The sequence below is a fragment of the Streptococcus oralis genome, assembly GCF_024399415.1.
GTDB lineage: Bacteria > Bacillota > Bacilli > Lactobacillales > Streptococcaceae > Streptococcus > Streptococcus oralis_CS.
In genome coordinates this window covers 838,487-860,454 of record NZ_CP029257.1, presented here as the reverse complement: position 1 = coordinate 860,454, position 21,968 = coordinate 838,487, and the positions used below count along the sequence as shown (strand labels likewise).

The following is a 21,968-nucleotide window of genomic DNA, read 5'->3' as shown; positions in this document are numbered from 1 at the left end:
CCCCTTAGCGTTTTGACAATTTTTCTTCAATAGTTGCAATCATTTCGTCACGAACTTCTTTGACTGGAATCTCAACAATTACGGAGCCAAGGAAACCGCGAACAACCAAACGTTCCGCAGTCGCCTTATCCAAACCACGACTCATGAGGTAGTACATGTCTTCTGGATCCACCTGACCGATAGAAGCCGCGTGACCTGCAGTAACGTCATTTTCATCAATCAAAAGAATTGGGTTGGCATCTGAACGCGCTTGGTCTGAAAGCATGAGAACACGGCTTTCTTGTTGCGCATCTGCTCCCTTGGCACCCTTGATGATGTGACCGATCCCATTGAAGGTCAAAGTTGCTTTTTCAAGGATAACCCCATGTTGAAGGATATTTCCGATTGAGTTGCAACCATAGTTAGTCACACGAGTGTCAATCCCTTGAACCTGACGACCACTTGAAAGAGCTACGACTTTAAGGTCAGCATGGCTACCATTTCCAATCAAATCGCTATCAAAATCAGCAACAACATTTCCTTCGTTCATGACACCGATTGCCCAGTCAATGCTTGCATCGTTGCCTAGTTTACCACGGCGGCTAATGTAGGCAGTGACATTTTCACCTAAACGGTCAATGGCCGCAAATTTCACTTGCGCACCAGAACGAGCAATCACTTCGACCATGATATTGGCAGTTGCTTTTGCACTACAACCTCCTCGTGACTCTAGACGTTCAAGATAGCTTATTTTAGAGTTTTTACCAGCAATGATAAGGATATGCTTGTTAAATGGCACATCGCTATCGCTGTCTTGGTAGAAAATTCCTTCGATTGGCTCTGTAATCTCAACATTATCAGGAATGTAGAGAACAGCACCACTGTTAAAGTAAGCTGTATGGTAGGCTGCCAACTTGTCATCGTCATACTTAACAGATGACATGAAGAATTCCTCGATAAGTTCGGGAATTTCTTCTAAAGCTGAGTGGAAGTCTGTAAAGACAACACCTTGTTCAGCTAACGCAACTGGAGTTTGTTCAAAAACAGTTTGCGTTCCTACTTGCACCAACTTCAAGTGATTATCTAGAGCCGTGAAGTCAGGAACATTTGCTGAAGGCTCACTTTCTGTGATGGTTCCATCTCCCAGATTCCAACGGTGAAATTTGACACGCTCAATAACTGGTAATTCCAAACTCTCAATCTTATCAAAAGCTTTTTGACGGAGGTCAGCCAACCAGCTTGGTTCAGCGTGCATTTCTGAAAAAAGTTTAATATTCTCTTTAGTCATTTACTTCTCCTAAAAGATACGAGGGAATTACAATTCTTCCTTGTAGTCGTAGCCAAGTTCTTCAGCTAGTTTTGCGTATCCTTCACGTTCCAAACGGGCAGCCAATTCTGGACCACCAGAAAGGACCACACGACCTTCCATCATCACGTGTACCACGTCTGGCGTGATATAGTTCAAAAGACGTTGGTAGTGAGTGATAATCATAGCACCAAAGCCTTCACCACGCATGGCATTGACACCTTTCGATACGACTTTAAGGGCATCAATATCAAGACCTGAGTCAATCTCATCCAAAAGAGCAAAAGTTGGTTCCAACATCAAAAGTTGAAGAATTTCATTGCGTTTTTTCTCACCACCAGAGAAACCTTCGTTGAGGTAACGCTCTGCCATTTCTTCTTTCATGTTGAGCAATTCCATTTTCTCGTCTAGTTTAGTGATGAACTCACGAACTGAAATCTTTTCATCATCTTCTTTACCAGCATTCATAGCTGCACGAAGAAATTCAGCGTTGGTAATTCCAGGGATTTCAGATGGGTATTGCATAGCAAGGAAAAGTCCCATACGCGCACGCTCATCCACTTCCAATTCAAGGATGTTTACGCCATCAAACAAGACCTCACCTTTGGTAACCTCATAGTTAGGGTTCCCCATGATAGCTGCAGAAAGAGTCGATTTACCAGTACCATTTGGTCCCATGATAGCTGCGATTTCTCCTGTTTTCAGAGTCAGATTGACCCCTTTCAAAATTTCTTTTCCTTCAATTTCAACGTGAAGATCTTTGATCTCTAATACTGACATGATAGTTCCTTTCTTTTTCTGGCCTACTTCCTTTACCCTTAAAGAAATCACTTACATTTCTCTAAAAATACAAGAAAAGGTCCATAAATATACTCTACTAGTATAACAAAAAAAAGCCTAAAAGGCTTTGATTTTGTTTAGAAGCTAGTGACTAATCCTTGCGGTTTAGGTGCTGATCAATGGCATCTACTATTTTCCCCATTACATAACTTAACCTAAAATTTCGAAAAAGTAGAATGGCCCAAAAGGCTGCCATAAAATAGCGACCCGTCATCCAAGCTTCATTGAAAAAATAAGTCTCAGCAGCAGTAAATAGTGCTATCACGATAAATTGTTGTCTAGTCATAGGATTATTGTACCATGAAATCCACTTTTAGTCTTCTTCGACCATGACTTTATCAGCAAGAAATTCGAATCCTTCTGGAATCAAGTTCTCTTCTTCTACCTCTTGATCTGCTTGAGAAGACTTGTTTCTAGCTGAAAATGCTGCACGAACCTCTTTCCATTCCTCTAGGGAAATTGCCAGGATTTCAGGTGAAAATCCAGCCGCTTGGCTGAGAATATTGCCAAACATGGTATTGAGGTTATCCCGTTTCATGGTTTGCCCAGCATTGAAATTAGACTCAAAGGCTAAAATAGCATGGTGTTCATTGGCCGCAACTGGTTGAGAACCTACGAGAAGGGCCTTATCAGGTCCAGCTAAACTTTCAATCACTTCTCCCCATGCATTCTGGAGGCGAATCAAGTTTTGTCGTGCCAAATCAGGATTTTCAACAGCTTCTTGCAGAATAGACTGAACTTTGTTGCGATCCACTCGATAGACTGTCTTGGAAGTGGCTGGACGACTAGGGACTGGCGCAACTTGTTTAGGAGTTGTGCCTACATTGGCAAGCTCTTGTTTGAGACGAACTACTTCCTGTCTCAGTGCAGAGATTTCACTTTCGACAGCTTCTGAAAGCATTGGTTCAGGCTTAATCTCCGCTAAACGAATGGTCATCATCTCAGCATAAATCTTAGGTTGTAGACTAGCTTTCATATCCGCCAAGCTCACAGTCGCTATTCGAATCATTTCAAAGAGACTTTCCTGAGAAAGAGCTAGATTGTCCATAAAAACTGGACTATGATGAGTATTTTCGCCACCTGTCTGAACAACTAGTAGATCACGCAAATACTGCAAGAGATCCGTCACAAAACGCGTCATGCTCTTGCCATTTTCAAACAAAAGGTTCAAAGAATCAAGTGCTTTTGAAACATCCTGCTGAGACAAGGCGGCTACATAGTCATCAAGCGCTGTTAGACTAATGGTGCCTGTAATCTCCTCAGAGATAGCTGTAGTTAAAGCATTCCCTTGCGTCAAACTCAAGGCTTGGTCTAGAATAGACAAGGCATCCCGCATTCCACCTTCAGCTCGTCTGGCAATGATTTCCACAGCATCTGGTTCAGAACTGATATTTTCTTTTTCTAAAATATGATGAATATGTGCCGTGATATCTTGCGTTCGAATCGATTTAAACTCAAAACGTTGGACACGCGATAAAATGGTTGCTGGAATCTTGTGCAATTCGGTGGTCGCCAAGATAAAGACAACATTTTGAGTTGGTTCTTCCAAAGTCTTCAAAAGCGCATTAAAAGCTCCTGTAGACAGCATATGAACCTCGTCTATGATATAGACCTTATAACGTGCTAAACTAGGAGCGTAAGTAGATTTATCACGAATTTCACGGATTTCATCAACTCCATTATTTGAAGCCGCATCCATTTCGATAACATCTTCTAAGCTACCTTCTGTCACTGCTTGGCAGATATAGCAGTTATTACATGGTTCTCCGTCCACTTGGTTGGGACAGTTCATAGCCTTGGCAAAAATCTTGGCTACACTGGTCTTCCCAGTCCCACGAGGACCCGAGAAAAGATAAGCATGACTAATCTTTTCCTGCTCGACTGCTTGTTTTAGGGTTTTAGCCACAACTTCTTGACCTACTAGTTGTGAAAAAGTCTGGCTTCTATATTTTCGATAAAGTGCTTGATACATTAGGCTTTCTCCTCAAACATCGTAAAGTCCCATTCTGTCTTCTCAAGCAAAATAGCGACAAATTGTTCCAAGTAATCACGGTCAACGGCATTGTAATCATCAATAAGTGAAGAATCTAGGTCTAAGACACCCAGCAATTGACCATTCTTGAGCATGGGAACCACGATTTCACTCTTGGCCATACTATCACAAGAAATGTAGTTTGGATAGGTGCTCACATCGCCAACTAAAACAGTCTCTTGAAACTCAGCAGCTTCTCCACATACGCCTTTTCCAAGTGGGATGCGAATGCACGAAACGCCACCCTGAAAAGGCCCTAAAACCAACTCGCTACCATCAAACAGATAAAACCCTGCAAATACAGTATTGGGAAAGCGAGATTTTAGGAGGGCACTAGCATTCGAAAGATTGGCAAGAACATTGCTCTCACCTTCAAGTAAATAAGAGAGTTCCTCATTTAACAATTGATATTGTGATTGTTTTTCTGAATCTAACATAGAACTATTATATCAAAAATGGGAAAGAGACAAAAGAAAAATCCCTTGTTTTAAACAAAGGATTTTGTGATTATCAATTTGATTAAAGTTCGATATCACCGAACAAGTCAGCCATTGAGAATCCTGTTTGTGTTTCTGGAAGTTCGAAATCACGTTTTTCTTGACGTTTTGGACGACGTGGACGAGCAGCACGTTTTTCTTCTTTTTGTCCTTCTTCTTGAGCTGGACGTTCTTCAAGAGCTTTGATAGAAAGTGATACGCGTTCTGCGTCAGCGTTAACATCAAGGACTTTAACAGTAACTTCTTGACCAACAGTAAGAGCTTCTTTTGGATTTTCGATACGTTTGTGTGAAATTTGTGATACGTGAACAAGTCCATCGATACCTGGCAACACTTCAACAAATGCACCAAAGTCAGTCAAACGTTTAACTGTTCCTTCTACTACATCACCTTTAGCCAACTTTTGCTCAACGCCATCCCATGGTCCAGGTGTTGTTGCTTTAAGTGAAAGTGATACGCGTCCTTCTTCTTCATTAAGATCAAGGATTTTCACCTCGATTTCTTCACCAACAGTTACAACTGATTTAGGTGATACGTTACGTTCGTGTGACAATTCAGTCAAGTGGACCAATCCGTCAACACCACCAAGGTCGATGAAAGCACCAAAGCTAGTGATACGAGCAACTTTACCAGTTACGACATCACCAACAGCCAATTTACCGAATACTTCAGCACGAGCTGCTGCAGTAGCTGCTTCAACAACTTCACGACGTGAAAGGATGAAGCGGTTTTCTTTAGGATCAACTTCTTTGATTTTAGCATCAAATTCTTGACCTACGAAACGTTCAGTGTTACGTACGAAACGAGTATCCAACATTGAAGCTGGAATGAATCCACGAACACCTTCAAATTCTACTGAAAGTCCACCTTTAACGGCACGAGTTCCTTTAACAGTAACAACTTCTTCTTCGCGTCCTACAAGTTTGTCCCATGCTTTGCGAGCTTCAAGGCGTTTTTTAGATACAAGGTATGTAACTGTATCAGTATCTTTACCAACTACTTGACGAAGTACAAGAACATCCAATACTTCTCCTACTTTCACAAAGTCATTAATATCTGCATCGCGATCGTTTGTCAATTCGCGAAGAGTCAAGACACCTTCAACACCAGTCCCAGAGATTGCAACGTTAGCTTGAGTCGCATCAACTGTCAATACTTCAGCACTAACAACATCACCAGGCTCAACTTGGCTAACGCTATTTAGCAAATCTTCAAATTCGTTCATCTAAAAAATCCTCCAACAATCAAGTTTTTCCAAACTTGACATACTTATAATTTTTTTCCTAAGCACCCGCAAAGACATGTTCATATCGTTCACGTCTTTCAATTATAAAAATAAAATACCCTAAGATATTTTTCTTTTTATCTTGAATTTATTACCTAAGAACTGGGGTAGCTGGATTCGAACCAACGCATGAGGGAGTCAAAGTCCCTTGCCTTACCGCTTGGCTATACCCCATTGATGAATGGAGAGAGAGGGATTCGAACCCCCGAACCCGAAGGAGCGGATTTACAGTCCGCCGCGTTTAGCCTCTTCGCTATCTCTCCAATGTTTAACGAGAACTATTATATCATGAAATTTTCAATAAAACAAGTATTATTTTGTCAAATTATAGTTTTCAATCAAAATTTCCACAGCTTTTTCAAGTTTTTTATAAAAACTATCGACATTTCCATTCTTTATGATGGCAAATTGGTTATCTAATTCGGCAATTTCCCCAATAACCTTTTTCCCAATTGTCAAAATGTATCCTTCATAGCTGTCTTTTCCAACAGTCACTTTTGCATCGGTTAATTGGATTTCAATTTTCTTATCTTTTTTACTCATACTTTACCTCTTTTCACTTTTTCTATTGTACAAGAAAATGCTCAAACTAGCAAGAAAAAACTCCATTTCAGCTATTACAACTGCTATGGAGTTTCTCTTTGCTTCGTGTCTTTTAGTCCACTTTGACAATCCATCCTTCAGGCGCTTCTACATCACCAAATTGGATACCAGTCAATTCATCATAAAGTTTACGTGTCACAGGACCTACTTCTGTTTCACTATAGAAAACATGGAAATTATCGCCATGTTGGATGCCTCCAATTGGAGAAATAACCGCTGCTGTACCACAAGCTCCTGCCTCTACAAAACGATCCAAATTATCAATTGGGACATCGCCTTCAATCGGAGTCAAGCCCAAGCGGTGTTCTGCCAAATAAAGCAAAGAATACTTGGTAATAGATGGCAAGATGGATGGACTCAATGGCGTAACAAATTCATTGTCTGCCGTGATTCCAAAGAAGTTGGCTGATCCGACTTCTTCAATATTTGTATGTGTAGATGGGTCTAAGTAGATAACATCTGAAAATTGGCGTGACTTGGCCATTTTACCTGGGAGGAGACTAGCAGCATAGTTTCCACCTACCTTGGCCGCACCTGTACCATTCGGAGCTGCACGGTCGTATTCATCCTGAATCAAGAAGTTAGTTGGGACTAAACCACCTTTAAAATAGTTACCTACTGGCATAGCAAAGATGGTAAAAATATATTCTTCTGCTGGTTTTACCCCAATAATATCCCCGACACCAATCAACAGCGGACGAAGATAAAGGGTTCCACCTGTTCCATATGGTGGGACGTATTCTTCATTTGCACGCACAACTGCTTTACAAGCTTCTACAAACATTTCTGTCGGAACTTGTGGCATCAAAAGACGGTCACAAGTACGTTGCAAACGCTTAGCATTTTCGTCAGGACGGAACAATTGAACACTGCCGTCCTTGGTACGATAGGCTTTCAATCCCTCAAATGCTTGCTGTCCATAGTGGAGACTTGGAGAAGACTCTGAAATATGCAAGGTTGCATCCTCTGTCAATTCTCCTTGATCCCATTGACCATTTTTGTAGTGAGCGATATAACGGTAAGGTAATTTCATATAAGCAAATCCAAGGTTTTCCCAATCAATTGCAACTGTCATGTTTTTCTCCTTTATACTATTCAAACTATGTGTTCTATTCTACACTTTTCTAGTAAAATTTCAAGTATTATTTGTAATTTTCTGAAAATTTTTTCAACACAAAAGAAATCAGCCCTCTGGACTGATTCTTTTTACGAACTCGCTTTATCCTCTTTAAAGACTTCTTTGAGGTAAGCATCGAAAACTTCTTCATCTGAAATGGTGTCTGAAATAAAGCTTCCATTGCTAGTACGTTCTGACAAGTTGAGGTCTTGCAATCGACTCTCATAGATTGTTCCCTTGTTAGATTGGACAAGTAACGTTTGGTCGTTTTCTTCTACTTCTGTACTAAAAAGATCACCGATCAAGCCTTGTTCTGCAACTGCTCCAGCCAAGAAGACACGGTGCGGTTTGTTTTTCAACTCACGCAAGACTTGTAGGCCTCGTTTGGCACGGCTGGTCGCCGGAATTTCCTCACAAGAGACACGTTTCAAGCTACCACGTTTGGTCAAGAGGTAGAAGGATGAAGTGTTACAGATAAAGGCAGCCTGAAGTGCATCATCTACTTTCAGGTTCATAGCCTTGACACCTGCAGCCTTGGCACCAACAACCGGTACCTCTTCGATATTGAAACGAAGGGCGTAACCGTTTTGGCTAATCAAGAGTACATCATCCAGTTTAATCGGAGCCACTGCTACAATCTGGTCTGTCTCGTCTTTGAGCTTAGCATACTTGACAGACTTAGACTTGTAGGTCCGCCATGGAGAGAATTCTTTGCGTTCTACACGCTTGATTTGACCAAGGCGAGTTGCTGCAAAGTAGGTAGTCGCATCATCAAACTGATCAACAACTTCTACATAGAGGATTTCTTCGTTAGTTTCAAAGTTGGTAATGGTCTGGCTCAGATGCTCTCCGATATCCTTCCAGCGAATATCTGCCAATTCATGGATTGGTCGATAGATGACATTTCCAAGAGTTGTAAACATCAAGAGGTGTTGCGTTGTCTTAACCGATTGAACAAAAATCAAACGATCATCATCACGTTTGCCAATTTCTTCCAGAGTGGAAGCCGCAAAGGAACGAGGACTGGTACGCTTGATGTAACCTGCCTTGGTTACGCTGACATAGGTATCTTCCTCGGCAATCAAACTCGCTGTATCAATCTCAATTACGTTTGCTGTATCTTCTAAAGCACTCAAACGTGGAGTCGCAAATTTCTTCTTGACCTCACGGAGTTCTTTCTTCATGAGATTGTACATAGTCCGTTCATCACCAATAATGGCCGCCAGCATAGCAATCTTTTCACGAAGCTCTGCTTCTTCTTCCTGCAAGACAACCACGTCGGTATTGGTCAAACGGTAAAGTTGCAAGGTTACGATAGCCTCTGCCTGCTCCTCTGTAAATTCATAGCTGACCTTGAGATTTTCCTTAGCGTCAGCCTTATTCTCAGAAGCACGGATAAGGGCAATCACTTCGTCCAAAATCGAAATCACGCGAATCAAACCTTCGACGATATGCAGACGTTTCTCAGCCTTTTCCTTGTCAAAGCGAGAACGCGCCAAAATCACTTCACGACGGTGGGCGATATAGCTAGACAAGATTGGGACAATCCCGACCTGACGAGGCGTGAAATTGTCAATCGCCACCATGTTAAAGTTGTAGTTGATTTGCAAGTCAGTATATTTGAATAGATAGTTGAGAACGAGCTCGGTATTAGCATCTTTCTTGAGTTCAATAGCAATACGAAGACCGTCACGGTCAGACTCATCACGAACCTCAGCAATACCAGCTACCTTGTTATTGACACGAACATCATCGATTTTCTTGACTAGATTAGCCTTATTGATTTCATAAGGAATTTCAGTGATAACGATTTGTTCCTTACCACCTTTTAGCTTTTCAATCTCCGTCTTAGATCGAACGACCACGCGCCCTTTCCCAGTTTCATAGGCCTTCTTGATTTCATCACGACCTTGAATAATCCCTCCTGTCGGGAAATCTGGTCCAGGCAAGAATTCCATGAGCTTGTCCACCTTGGCTGTTGGGTGGTCAATCATGTAAACAGTCGCATCAATGACCTCTGCCAAATTATGCGGAGGAATATCTGTGGCATAACCAGCCGAAATCCCAGTCGAACCATTAACCAAGAGGTTTGGAAAGGCTGCTGGTAAGACAGTTGGTTCTTTCTCCGTATCGTCAAAGTTCCAAGCAAAGGGAACTGTCTTTTTCTCGATATCCTGAAGGAGATAACCAGCAATCTCAGACAAACGCGCCTCAGTATAACGCATTGCCGCCGGCGGATCTCCGTCCATAGAACCGTTATTACCGTGCATTTCAACTAGAATCTCACGGTTTTTCCAATCCTGAGACATACGAACCATGGCATCATAGATAGAACTGTCACCGTGGGGGTGGAAATTCCCCATGATGTTCCCGACAGACTTTGCAGACTTACGGTAGCTCTTGTCAAAGGTATTGCCATCCTTATTCATCGAATAAAGAATACGACGTTGAACCGGCTTGAGTCCATCACGAATATCTGGCAAAGCTCGGTCTTGAATGATGTATTTGGAGTAGCGACCAAAGCGCTCTCCCATGATGTCCTCAAGGGACATATTTTGAATGTTACTCATATAGGATACAAAGCCCGTAAAATGCAAAGTGAAAATAAGAAATTATTGCAGTGAGCGATGCTCACAAGAGAATTTATCTTTTTCACACAGCATTTAGGGCGTGTTCAACTCCTTTCAAAGAATATAGAGTAGGTTTTGTAGAATAAAGGATATTTTACGGAAATTAGTACCGTGTTCAGTTACGATAAATAACCAAACGACCCTTTCTGTAGTTTAATCTTTTAAATTAAGGTCTTTATTTAGTTAGCGATTAATCAGTCTCTCCTCAGCATACTGAATCATCTTCTCCGCCACTTCCTTATCGTAATCAAATCCCATCTTTTGAGCAAGAATTTGAGCTTCTCTGTGGAAGAGATTCATTGTGGAGAATAGGGATTGAGTAAGTTTCTCTACACTTGAAAAATCAAGCAGAGCTGAGAATTCCTTCTCTTTCTCTGTAGGTAAATACTGGAAAAGATACTTGTAATTCTTGCCGATATCGACTGTTCCATTATCACTTGCAACCTGCCAAGCCAAGACCTTCAAGAGTTCTTGTTGGCAAATCCCGTAGAGATGGTCAGTTGCATAGAAAAGTTGCTTGCGACAGATTCCCTTGACCACATAGGCGGAAACCCACCAAAATTCATTGCAGGCTTTTTCAAAATCTATCTCACTAGCTGAACTTGTCCAGTAACGCTGAGGATTTGGAGAATAAGGCGCAAATAAACCCTTAGGGTCCTCTAGCACCGTGAAATCCGCTTCGCTTTCTACCCACTCCTGGATATACTTTTTAGGACATAGAGTCAAATCAATCCGGTTACCATCTTCAAAGAGCATGAGGTAGAGACGACGATTGCCAAGGATATTATGCTGCTCAATGATACGTGTTCCAAACTGGTCCAACCAAGCAAGATTACTCGTCAGATTATCTAAGTCGTCCACGACATAAACAACATCATAGTCTTGAAACTCATCTGTTTGAATCTTTTGGTTTGTACGTGAACCAGATAGAGCCACAGCATCAACCTGTAGCACTTTTGCGGTTTGCAAAATCACATCAAACATCTCGGTTTCAGTTCTCATGGGAATACCTGCCTTTTTAGTGGAAACTCCTGATTCTGTAGAGGACATGTCTATAAAGCGGACTGTCTGCTGGAACTTTTTCATCATCAAATTCTTTGACAAATTCCATGCTCAGTTTTTGCATGACTTTTTGCGAAAGTTGATTGAGTAAGGATGTAAAAGAGTAAACTTTTGACAAGCTAGCTTGCTGAAAAGCAAAGTCTAGACAGGCTTGGGCAGCCTCCGTCGCATAACCATCTTGGCTAGTTCAAGCGAATCTGTCAGACCCAGTTTGTTGTCAAGCGTCATTGGCTGTCTCCTTTCATTCAGATTTTCTAAATCCTGTACCAACAGGCTTAAAACTTATTGCCCGATAAAATCCATCTGCTTCAGATATTAATTCAATCCGTGTCAAAGGATATTTTTTGTGGATCTCCTCAATCAGCTGCTGTCCCAGTCTTTTTCTGCGGTGGGATTTATCAATAATTATTTCAGCTAAAAAGGTCGTCAGCACTTCATCCGTCAGATAACGGACAAAGCCGAGGATTTTCTGGTCCTCTTCAATCACCAAGTAATGAGACATGTTTGTTGAAAATAGAGATGTCACTTTTTCCTCTGTAAATGAAAGCCATTTTTCACTTTGATAAAGGCTATAAATAGCTTGACAATCTTTTCTGCTTGCAGGTCTGATAATCATCTTCTATTCCTCCAAATCTGTCAGACTTAATTAACACTCCCCACTGCTTCCGTTACCTTCATAGCAGGTTTGCGTTTTTTATAGCGACAACGGATAGCATTGAGATGTTCCGTTGCATAGAGAACTTGCTTGCGATGAATACCCTTAACCACATAGGCTGATACCCACCAAAATTCATTGCAGGCTTTTTCAAAATCTGTCTGACTAGCTGGACTTGTCCAGTAACGTTGAGGACTTGGAAAGTAGGGTTCAAATAAACCCTTCTTATCTTCTAAAATGGTGAACCCTGCTTCACTATCCACCCACTCTTGAATATACTCCGTAGGACAGAGGGTCAAATCAATCCGATTTCCATCTTCAAATAGCATCAGATAAAGTCGACGGTTGCCTAGGACATTATGCTGCTCAATGATACGAGTGCCAAACTGGTCTAACCAAGAAAGGTCACTCGTCAAATTATCTAAGTCGTCCACGACATAGACCACGTCGTAATCCTGAAACTCATCTTTTGGTGCTTTTGGATTTGTCCGTGAACCAGACATGGCGACAGCCTCAACTTGTATAGATTTAGCAGTCTGTGAAATCAACCTCAGCATTTGCTCTTGACTTCTATATTTTCTGCATCTACCTTTAATTAAGTTATTTTTCATAACTATCTAGTTCCTCTTGTTTCTGAAGGACTCGTATTCTTTTCTTCTCAAGTTCCCCTACGATTAATTGGATAGTTGAGCAAATCCCTAAAACAATTAAAATATAATAAGTAGATATTATGTCACTTTTTTGGTAATTTTTTATGATTTCCCAGACAACAAACATATTTACCAATGAAAGGGAAAAAATAAAGATGGCATTGATAAGAAGTATTATAGCAAATGTTCTCCTAAAATGCATATAATGTTTTATACTCCTATAGAGGGTATATAATGAATATGCGATCATCAAAGGTGTGAAGCAACCTACATAATAAAAGATAAACCTTTGTCCAAAGTATGGGTAACCTTTATCTAATAGGCAAAAGCCAATAGTGAAGATGTTCAACATAAATAGGGACACTGCACGAGCGTTTTCTTTTTTCCCCAAGTTAGATATTAAATCACTTATAATTGCAAAAATTACTATGGTTATAACGGGAATAAAATACATAAATTCCCTAATCAAAGTAGATAACGTAAATTCCCTAAACATTACTGACCCCCCTTTAGTTCTATATATTATTTACATAACAAATATGATAATCATTTTTACTTGAACGATGCGACTTTCCTGTATGGTAAAAATAATATCCTTCAAATAGTATAAAGCGTCCTCTAAAGAAACAGACCTGAATGATATTTTCCGTCAGATTATTGAGGAGGAGATACTTGAGTTCTTATCAGCGTCAACTTTTAAGGTTTAACTATTCCAAAAATCATTTCAAGTATTTCCTGGTTAGTTCTCATCTATGTCACCCTCATCTGAAACATGATTAGTAAAAGGAGCATCTTCTTTCTTTTGTTGTTGTAGTTTTCGAACTCTTGTTCTTTCAAGCATCCAAAGTAGGAATTGAATTCCTGAAAAAAGGCCTTGCAAGAAAATAAATATATAGATTTCTTTAATCCCTCTAAATAATACTAAAATATTTACAATTGAGAGTAGAAATATAAGTGCAACGTTACATATTAGGATCCGGGCAAACTTACTAGGGAAATACTTGACGTGCTTGATACTCTTATAAAGACTAGTAATCGCATACGTTAAGCACAGAGGCGCATGAGCGTAGATGGAAAACACCCGTACAAATGCTCCTAAGTATGGTTCGTCTAAAGACGGATTGAACACTACAAACATTCCTATATTACAAGCCATAAATACTAGGGAACTTAAGGAGCTTGAATATTCTATTTTCTCTTTATTGGAGATTGCATCAAGAATTATCCCAGCAATAACAATGATTTCGAGAAAGAAAAATATCATTATTAAATAACTGTTCACTATTCACTCCCCCTTTGCTTACTGATTTCGTTTGGTGTAATGGAGATAGAGAGGAGGAAGATAGGAAACTAGAATCATCAAAATCATTACCAAGAATGTCAACAGATGAATCTGAACTAAATTTACCACATACCATCCCAGAATACCCACAGATAGGGGACCTAAAATATAGGATAGGAAAATCAAAAAAGCCTTCCACCGTTTCTCCGGATAGACATAACACAATCGAATAAGTGTGTAGACTAAAGCTCCTGCTATCAAAGGAAAACCAAATAAAATCATGACAAAGGATGCCACTAAAGAACCGGATTCTGACGAATCCATATTGAATAAAAGCATCAAGATCATAAACAAAGTAAATACAATCGGTGCATATAAACCTTGGAAACTTTTTTTTCGACTATTGATGTAGAATGCAAGAATAGCTGAGGGTAAAGAAACTAAGAAAATTAAACCCAAGTAACTTCCAAAAATCGAATGTCCTGAACTATTCATTATTCACACTCCTTAAAACACAGTCGCTTCTTCTAGCGTAAACTTAACATTATCCTCAATCCACTTACGGCGTGGCTCGACCTTATCTCCCATGAGGACATTAACACGGCGTTCAGCGCGTGCTAGGTCTTCAATCGTGACACGGATAAGAGTGCGGGTTTCTGGATTCATGGTTGTTTCCCAGAGTTGGTCCGCGTTCATCTCACCAAGTCCCTTGTAGCGTTGGAGAGTGGCTCCTTTGCCGAACTGCTTGCGAAGTTCTTCTAGTTCACCGTCCGTCCAAGCATAAGCTACTTCTTCTTTCTTGCCTTTACCTTTGGACATCTTGTAAAGAGGCGGAAGGGCGATATAGACATGTCCTGCCTCAACTAGCGGACGCATATAACGGTAGAAGAATGTTAAGAGAAGAGTCTGAATATGGGCACCATCTGTATCCGCATCGGTCATGATAATAATCTTGTCATAGTTGGCATCTTCAATAGAGAAGTCTGCTCCGACACCCGCTCCGATGGTATAAATCATGGTGTTGATTTCCTCATTTTTAAGGATATCCGCCATCTTGGCCTTGGCTGTATTAATGACCTTACCTCGAAGGGGCAAGATAGCCTGGAACTTACGGTCACGACCTTGCTTGGCAGAACCACCGGCAGAGTCCCCCTCGACTAGGTAGAGTTCATTCTTTGCAGGGTTTTTAGACTGGGCTGGAGTCAATTTTCCAGACAACAAGCCCTTGTCTTTCTTGTTTTTCTTACCATTTCGGCTCTCATCACGCGCTTTACGTGCCGCCTCGCGCGCATCACGAGCCTTGATAGCTTTGCGAATGAGATTGGAAGCCAGTTCCCCATTTTCCATAAGGAAGAAGGTCAACTTATCAGCCACAATCCCATCCACAACTGGACGAGCTAGTGGGCTTCCAAGTTTGTCCTTGGTCTGACCCTCAAACTGGAGGTGTTCTTCAGGCACCAGAATAGAAAGAACGGCTGCTAGTCCCTCGCGGTAGTCTGACCCTTCAAGATTTTTATCTTTTTCCTTGAGAAGTCCTGTCTTACGCGCGTAGTCATTCATGACCTTAGTAATGGCTGACTTGAGTCCTGTCTCGTGCGTCCCCCCATCCTTGGTGCGAACGTTATTGACAAAAGATAGAATGTTATCTGAAAATCCATCATTGTACTGGAGAGCTACTTCCACTTGGAAACCATTGTCTTCCCCTTCAAAGTATAGGACTGGCGTCAAGGTTTCCTTGTCTTCATTGAGGTAAGAAACAAAGTCCTGAACCCCGTTCTCATAATGGAACTCGATTTCTTCATCTGTTCGCTTATCTGTCAAAGACAAGGTGACATTTTTTAAGAGAAAGGCTGACTCATTGAGTCGTTCTGAAATGGTATTGTACTTGAAGTCAGTCGTAGAGAAAATCGTCGCATCAGGCATGAAAGTGACTTTGGTACCGGTCTTAGACTTGGGTGCTGTACCAATTTTCTTCAAGGTTGTGACGGGTTTCCCGCCATTTTCAAAACGTTGCTTGTAGACTGTACCGTCACGGATAATTTCAACTTCCAACCAACTTGAGAGTGCATTAACAACCGAAGAACCGACTCCGTGAAGACCTCCAGATGTCTTATAGCCACCTTGACCGAATTTCCCTCCAGCGTGGAGAATGGTAAAGATAACTTCAACAGTTGGAATTCCCATGGCGTGCATTCCCGTTGGCATCCCACGTCCGTGGTCTTGAACGGTTAGACTCCCGTCTTTATTAATCGTCACATCGATGCGATCACCAAATCCAGACAAGGCTTCGTCAACCGCATTATCCACGATTTCCCAGACTAGGTGATGGAGACCTGCTCCGTCGGTCGATCCAATATACATCCCTGGACGTTTACGAACCGCATCCAACCCTTCTAGCACCTGAATGGCGTCATCATTGTAGTTATTAATATTGATTTCCTTTTTTGACACAAGGAACCTCCTATTTGTTCATCTTTTCTATTTTACAGGTTTTCTAGCGATTTTGCAAAGCTTTTCCCTTTCAGCCGTCACAATTTCACAGGATATTCTCTGACTTTCTATACCATTTCATGGTATAATAGTTCTATGATGACATTTGTATTATTAATTTTAGCTTATCTGCTAGGTTCGATTCCGTCTGGTCTTTGGATTGGACAAATCTTCTTTCAAACAAATCTGCGTGAACATGGTTCTGGCAACACGGGAACAACCAATACTTTCCGAATTTTAGGTAAGAAAGCGGGTATGGCAACCTTTGTGATTGACTTCTTTAAAGGAACCTTCGCCACTCTCCTTCCTATTCTTTTCCACCTTCAAGGTGTATCACCTCTTGTATTTGGACTTTTGGCTGTGATTGGACATACTTTCCCTATCTTTGCAGGATTTAAGGGTGGCAAGGCTGTCGCAACCAGTGCTGGAGTGATTTTCGGATTTGCGCCTGTTTTCTGTCTCTATCTAGCAATCGTATTCTTTGGAAGCCTCTATCTAGGTAGTATGATTTCACTGTCTAGCGTTACTGCTTCTATCGCAGCCGTTATTGGAGTTCTCCTATTTCCACTAATTGGATTTATCCTGAACAACTATGACCCTCTCTTCATTTTGATTATCCTAGCACTTGCTAGCTTGATTATCATTCGTCACAAGGATAATATCACACGTATCAAAAATAAAACTGAAAATCTTGTCCCTTGGGGATTGAACCTAACCCATCAAAATCCTAACAAATAAAACGCCAGTTTGAACTGACGTTTTTTTGTATGCTTATTTTGATTTGATGTAGTTGATACCATCTGCCTTAGGCGCGACTGCTTTTCCAAAGAAGGCTGCTAAGACAAGGATGGTCAAGACATAAGGGGCGATTTGAAGGTAAACCGCTGGCACTCCTTGTAGGAAAGGTAATTGAGAACCGATAACTGCCAAACTTTGTGAAAGTCCAAAGAAGAGACTAGAAAGCATAGCACCGATTGGGTTCCATTTACCAAAGATCATCGCAGCAAGGGCGATAAATCCAGGACCTACAATAGTTGTCACTGAGAAGTTAACTGAAATGGATTGGGCATAAATCGCTCCCCCAATTCCACCAAGGAAACCTGAAATAACAACCCCAAGATATCGCATCTTGTAGACATTGATCCCCAAGGTATCTGCTGCCTGAGGGTGTTCACCAACAGAGCGAAGGCGAAGACCAAAACGTGTCTTAAAGAGAATAAACCAAGCAAGGAAAGAGAAGGCAATCGCGATATAACCTAGCAAACTTGTTGACTTGAAGAAGATATCTCCAATCACAGGGATATCAGCCAAAACTGGGAAATCAAAACGTCCAAAAGTCTGGCTTAAGTTATCCGTTTGTCCTTTGTTATAAAGAACCTTAACCAAGAAAACTGCTAGGGCAGGAGCCATCAAGTTCAATACTGTACCACTGACAACATGGTCTGCACGGAAATGAACTGTAGCGACGGCATGGATGAGGGAGAAAATAGCTCCCACGATACCAGCAACTAACAAGGAAATCCAAGGAGTAGCTGCTCCAAGTTGTTCTGCAAACTCAAGGTTAAAGACAACCCCAGAAAAGGCCCCCATAACCATAATTCCTTCAAGACCGACGTTAACGACACCACCACGTTCAGAGAAAACTCCCCCGATACTCGTAAAAATAAGTGGTGCTGAGTAAATCAGCATAGAAGAGACCAAGAGGGTGAGTAATGTTGTAATAGACATCCTTACTTACCTCCTTTAACTTGTTTTTTAGGTTTGACAAAGCGTTCAATAATGTAGTGAACGCTGACAAAGAAGATAATAGACGCTGTTACAATGCTAACAAGCTCAGACGGAACTTGCGCTGCGTTCATACCCGGTGCACCAACTTGTAGAACACCAAATAAGAAGGCTGCAAAGAGAATTCCAATTGGTGAATTTCCAGCAAGCAAACTAACTGCCATCCCGTTAAATCCGACAGCTAATGATGATCCCTGAACGTAAACGTTTTGGAAGGTACCAAGACCTTCGACCGCTCCACCAAGACCAGCCAGAGCACCAGAGATAATCATTGATAGAATGATTGTACGTTTTGCTGAAATACCAGCGTACTCTGAAGCATGGGGATTGAGACCAACTGCACGAATTTCAAAACCGAGAGTCGTTTTCTTGAGCAAGAACCAAATCACAGCTACAGCAATGATTGCAAAGAAGATTCCGATATTCATACGGGAATTTCCAGTCAACTCTGATAACCATGGTGTCTGGTATGTAGCATTGGCACTAACACGAATCGTTGAGTCTGTACTTTGCATAATATCTTTCGGAAAGGCATGAATAAAGGCATTTCCCACATACAATACAATGTAGTTCATCATGATGGTCACGATAACCTCTGACGTACCGAGATAAGCTCTGAGGATACCTGGAATCGCACCAACGATTCCACCTGCAATCAAAGCAATGATCACTGTTAATGGAATCAAAACGAGACGAGGCATATCTGGATTTGACAAGGCAAACCAACCACTGAGGATCCAACCCGCAAGAGCCTGACCAGGAAGTCCAACGTTAAAGAAACCTGCTCGACTGGCAACTGCGAAACCAAGACCTATCAAGACAAGAGGACCCATGGCACGGAAAATTTCTCCAATTCCACGGAGGCTACCAAAAGCTGTATAGAACAACTCCTCATAGCCCCAGATAGCATCATATCCGAAGATCCACATGACAATGGCTCCGAGCAAGATTCCTAAGAATACGGAAATCAAGGGAACCGAAATTTGTTGTAATTTTTTAGACATCACTCTTCTCCTTTCCCAAGTTTCCACCTGCCATCAAGACACCAAGTTCTTGTTTGTTAGTTGTTTCTGGCGATACAATACCTTGAATCTTACCATCGTGAATAACAGCAATTCGGTCTGAGACATTTAAAATCTCATCCAATTCAAAGCTGACAACAAGGACAGCCTTACCGTTATCACGCTCTTCAATCAAACGTTTGTGGATATATTCAATGGCACCGACATCCAAACCACGAGTTGGCTGGCTGACGATAAGGAGATCAGGATCACGATCAATCTCACGAGCGATAATCGCTTTTTGTTGATTTCCTCCTGAAAGAGCTGCCGCTGGAACAAATTCGCTTGCCGCACGGACGTCAAATTCTTCCATCAATTTCTTGGCATTTGAAGTGATATTGGCATAGTTCAAGATGCCATTTTTGCTGAGTGGTTCTTTGTAGTAGGTTTGAAGAGCGATATTTTCTGAAATCATCATCTCCAAAATCAAGCCATCACGGTGACGATCCTCAGGAACGTGCCCCACGCTTAGTTCTGTAATTTGTCGAGGATGCATCCCCACGATTGATTTGCCTTTTAATTCAACGCTACCTGACTCAACCTTACGAAGACCAGTAATGGCTTGAATGAGTTCAGACTGACCATTGCCATCAATACCTGCAATACCAACAATTTCACCAGCACGAACATCCAAAGAAAGATTCTTCACAGCTGGTACACCGCGGTTTTCATTGACAACCAAGTCTTTGATAGACAAGACCACTTCTTTGGGTTGTGGTGCCTGTTTTTCCGTTTTAAAGGAAACTGAGCGTCCAACCATCATTTCTGCCAAGTCCGCATTGGATGCTCCTGCGATTTCAACTGTCTGGATTGATTTCCCGCGACGAATAACCGTCACTCGATTGGATACCGCACGAATCTCATCCAGTTTATGGGTAATCAAAATGATAGACTTCCCTTCTTTGACAAGGTTTTTCATGATTGCCATCAACTCATCGATCTCTGAAGGAGTCAATACGGCTGTCGGTTCGTCAAAGATAAGGATATCAGCACCACGATAGAGTGTTTTCAAGATCTCTACACGTTGTTGGGCACCAACGGAAATATCCGCCACCTTAGCAGCAGGATCCACTGCCAAACCATAACGTTCAGAAAGAGCCTTGATTTCTTTAGTAGCACCAGCTATGTCTAGAACACCATTTTTAGTGATTTCACTCCCTAAAATGATATTCTCAGCTACTGTAAAAGCCTCAACCAACATGAAATGTTGGTGAACCATCCCAATTCCAAGACCAGCGGCTTTAGATGGTGAGTCTAGTTTTACAACCTGACCATTCACCACAATTTCACCACTCGTTGGTTCAAGAAGTCCTGCCAGCATATTCATCAGAGTGGATTTACCCGCTCCATTTTCTCCTAAAAGTGCATGGATTTCACCTTTTCGCAGTTGCAAGTTGATTTTGTCGTTTGCTACAAATTCACCAAACACCTTGGTAATATCCCGCATCTCAATGACATTTTCGTGTGCCATATGCTCTTCCTTTCAGAGGTTTATTTTATTTCAATAAAACCTGCTAATCACATTAACAAGCTCTATTGAGACAAAAATTGCCTCAATTCTTAAAGAAGCGACCGATGGCCGCTTCCTAAGAAATGACTTTTATCCATTATTTTTCAGGAACTTTTACGCTTCCGTCAAGGATTTTAGCTTTTGCATCTTCAACAGCTTTTTTACCTTCTTCTGAAAGGTTTGTTACTGCTAGCTCAACCCCTTTATCTTTCAATGAGTAAACAATCACTTGTCCACCAGGGAATTCACCTTTTTCTGTTTTGTTGGCAATATCTTTTACAGTTGTACCGACTTGTTTCAATGTAGATACAAGAACGAAGTTAGATTCTTTACCATCTTTAGAAGTGTATTTACCTTCTGCTGCTTGGTCACGGTCTACACCGATAACCCAAACTTTTTCGTTTTCATTTTTGTTTTCGTTCAATGATTTTGCTTCAGCAAAGACACCAGCACCTGTACCACCAGCTGCTTGGTAGACAACGTCTGCACCGGCAGCATATTGAGCTGCTGCAATTGTTTTACCTTTGGCAGCATCACCAAATGAACCAGCGTAGTCAACTTGAACTTTGATAGATGGGTCTACTGATTCAACTCCAGCTTTGAATCCAGCTGCAAAACGTGAAATAACTTCAGATTCGATACCACCTACAAAACCAACTTGTTTTGTTTTCGTAGTTTTCGCTGCTGCAACACCAGCAAGGTAAGCTGCTTCGTTATCCGCAAATCTTACGCTCGCAACATTCTTTTGACCTTCAATCACATCATCAATCAAGACATAGTTTAGGTCAGAGTGGTCTTTTGCTGCTTCCTCAACTGCATTGTGAAGAGCAAAACCAACACCGAAGATCAGGTTGTAACTTCCAGCCGCTTGTTGCAAGTTGTTAGCATAGTCTGCTTCGCTTGTTGATTGGAAGTAAGTGTAACCTTTATCTTTAGAAAGATTGTGTTCTTTACCCCAGTCTTGCAAACCTTCCCAAGCTGATTGGTTAAATGATTTATCATCAACACCACCAGTATCTGTTACGATTGCTGCTTTGGTCTTCATTTCTGATGAAGATGAAGCGGCGTTACGAGAAGAGCGGTTACCACATGCAGCAAGTCCAACTGCTGCTACTGCAACTAGACCAAGGCCTAGCCATTGTTTCTTGTTCATTACTGAACCTCCTAAATAAGATGTGCAACGA

General features: G+C 41.4%; 19 protein-coding genes, 2 tRNA genes and 2 pseudogenes. 1 reads left to right on the top strand and 22 read right to left on the bottom strand.

Features of this window, described 5'->3' with window-relative positions:
- Positions 1-4: 4 nt before the first annotated feature.
- The 18 genes and pseudogenes from sufD to parE all read right to left on the bottom strand — a co-directional run bounded on the left by sufD (position 5) and on the right by parE (position 16,389).
- A complete protein-coding gene (gene sufD / locus DG474_RS04245) occupies positions 5-1,267 on the bottom strand; it encodes a Fe-S cluster assembly protein SufD (RefSeq protein WP_255778882.1) in 1,263 nt (420 codons plus the stop codon).
- Between the two features lie 27 nt (positions 1,268-1,294).
- Complete coding sequence (gene sufC, locus DG474_RS04240; protein ID WP_000114489.1) at positions 1,295-2,065, bottom strand: Fe-S cluster assembly ATPase SufC; 771 nt, start codon at positions 2,063-2,065, stop codon at positions 1,295-1,297.
- A 151-nt stretch (positions 2,066-2,216) separates the two neighbouring features.
- Positions 2,217-2,411, bottom strand: coding sequence for a DUF3272 family protein (locus tag DG474_RS04235; protein ID WP_000198269.1), 195 nt, complete (start codon positions 2,409-2,411; stop codon positions 2,217-2,219).
- Positions 2,412-2,438: 27 nt separating this feature from the next.
- Positions 2,439-4,097, bottom strand: a complete 1,659-nt coding sequence (dnaX, locus tag DG474_RS04230) for a DNA polymerase III subunit gamma/tau (protein ID WP_255778881.1) — start codon at positions 4,095-4,097, stop codon at positions 2,439-2,441.
- Positions 4,097-4,594: a free L-methionine (R)-S-oxide reductase MsrC gene (locus DG474_RS04225; protein ID WP_084878429.1), complete on the bottom strand. Its 498-nt coding sequence runs from the start codon at positions 4,592-4,594 to the stop codon at positions 4,097-4,099. The genes dnaX and DG474_RS04225 overlap by 1 nt, the downstream gene beginning before the upstream one ends.
- Before the next feature lie 82 nt (positions 4,595-4,676).
- Positions 4,677-5,879 (bottom strand): 30S ribosomal protein S1, encoded by a 1,203-nt coding sequence (rpsA, locus tag DG474_RS04220; protein WP_001001617.1) that lies wholly within the window; start codon positions 5,877-5,879, stop codon positions 4,677-4,679.
- Positions 5,880-6,041: 162 nt separating this feature from the next.
- Positions 6,042-6,113, bottom strand: a tRNA-Gln gene (locus DG474_RS04215).
- Positions 6,114-6,121: 8 nt separating this feature from the next.
- Positions 6,122-6,202 (bottom strand) — tRNA-Tyr (locus DG474_RS04210).
- Between the two features lie 49 nt (positions 6,203-6,251).
- Entirely contained in the window at positions 6,252-6,482 is a 231-nt protein-coding gene (locus DG474_RS04205; protein ID WP_049484231.1) for a DUF2969 domain-containing protein, read from the bottom strand.
- A 112-nt stretch (positions 6,483-6,594) separates the two neighbouring features.
- The gene (locus tag DG474_RS04200; protein ID WP_304665709.1) at positions 6,595-7,632 is read right to left on the bottom strand and encodes a branched-chain amino acid aminotransferase; all 1,038 of its coding nucleotides are present in this window, start codon (positions 7,630-7,632) and stop codon (positions 6,595-6,597) included.
- A 116-nt stretch (positions 7,633-7,748) separates the two neighbouring features.
- Positions 7,749-10,229, bottom strand: a complete 2,481-nt coding sequence (gene parC, locus DG474_RS04195) for a DNA topoisomerase IV subunit A (RefSeq protein ID WP_255778879.1) — start codon at positions 10,227-10,229, stop codon at positions 7,749-7,751.
- Between the two features lie 243 nt (positions 10,230-10,472).
- A complete protein-coding gene (locus tag DG474_RS04190) occupies positions 10,473-11,291 on the bottom strand; it encodes an aminoglycoside 6-adenylyltransferase (RefSeq protein WP_255778960.1) in 819 nt (272 codons plus the stop codon).
- A 16-nt stretch (positions 11,292-11,307) separates the two neighbouring features.
- Positions 11,308-11,526, bottom strand: a pseudogene (locus tag DG474_RS04185) (GNAT family N-acetyltransferase); the annotation flags it as partial.
- A gap of 66 nt (positions 11,527-11,592) precedes the next feature.
- Entirely contained in the window at positions 11,593-11,967 is a 375-nt protein-coding gene (locus DG474_RS04180; protein WP_125388936.1) for a GNAT family N-acetyltransferase, read from the bottom strand.
- Positions 11,968-12,058: 91 nt separating this feature from the next.
- A pseudogene (locus DG474_RS04175) lies at positions 12,059-12,617 on the bottom strand (aminoglycoside 6-adenylyltransferase); the annotation flags it as partial.
- 778 nt (positions 12,618-13,395) lie between these two features.
- Positions 13,396-13,938, bottom strand: coding sequence for a hypothetical protein (locus tag DG474_RS04165; RefSeq protein WP_255778878.1), 543 nt, complete (start codon positions 13,936-13,938; stop codon positions 13,396-13,398).
- An 18-nt stretch (positions 13,939-13,956) separates the two neighbouring features.
- Positions 13,957-14,433 carry a hypothetical protein gene (locus DG474_RS04160; RefSeq protein WP_083303863.1) on the bottom strand — a complete coding sequence of 159 codons (477 nt, stop codon included), beginning with the start codon at positions 14,431-14,433 and terminating at the stop codon, positions 13,957-13,959.
- A gap of 12 nt (positions 14,434-14,445) precedes the next feature.
- On the bottom strand, positions 14,446-16,389 hold the full coding sequence (gene parE / locus DG474_RS04155; RefSeq protein WP_255778877.1) for a DNA topoisomerase IV subunit B: 1,944 nt from the start codon (positions 16,387-16,389) through the stop codon (positions 14,446-14,448).
- Positions 16,390-16,524: 135 nt separating this feature from the next.
- On the opposite strand from parE, the gene plsY reads away from it, so the two are divergent.
- Positions 16,525-17,166, top strand: coding sequence for a glycerol-3-phosphate 1-O-acyltransferase PlsY (gene plsY, locus DG474_RS04150; RefSeq protein WP_255778876.1), 642 nt, complete (start codon positions 16,525-16,527; stop codon positions 17,164-17,166).
- A gap of 33 nt (positions 17,167-17,199) precedes the next feature.
- On the opposite strand, the gene DG474_RS04145 is transcribed toward plsY, so the two are convergent.
- The 4 genes from DG474_RS04145 to DG474_RS04130 all read right to left on the bottom strand — a co-directional run bounded on the left by DG474_RS04145 (position 17,200) and on the right by DG474_RS04130 (position 21,937).
- A complete protein-coding gene (locus tag DG474_RS04145) occupies positions 17,200-18,156 on the bottom strand; it encodes an ABC transporter permease (protein ID WP_000029132.1) in 957 nt (318 codons plus the stop codon).
- 2 nt (positions 18,157-18,158) lie between these two features.
- Positions 18,159-19,217 carry an ABC transporter permease gene (locus DG474_RS04140; RefSeq protein ID WP_049504509.1) on the bottom strand — a complete coding sequence of 353 codons (1,059 nt, stop codon included), beginning with the start codon at positions 19,215-19,217 and terminating at the stop codon, positions 18,159-18,161.
- Entirely contained in the window at positions 19,210-20,745 is a 1,536-nt protein-coding gene (locus DG474_RS04135; protein ID WP_049519640.1) for an ABC transporter ATP-binding protein, read from the bottom strand. Before DG474_RS04135 ends, DG474_RS04140 begins: the two co-directional genes overlap by 8 nt.
- Before the next feature lie 136 nt (positions 20,746-20,881).
- On the bottom strand, positions 20,882-21,937 hold the full coding sequence (locus DG474_RS04130) for a BMP family lipoprotein (protein ID WP_001036150.1): 1,056 nt from the start codon (positions 21,935-21,937) through the stop codon (positions 20,882-20,884).
- Between the last annotated feature and the right edge of the window lie 31 nt (positions 21,938-21,968).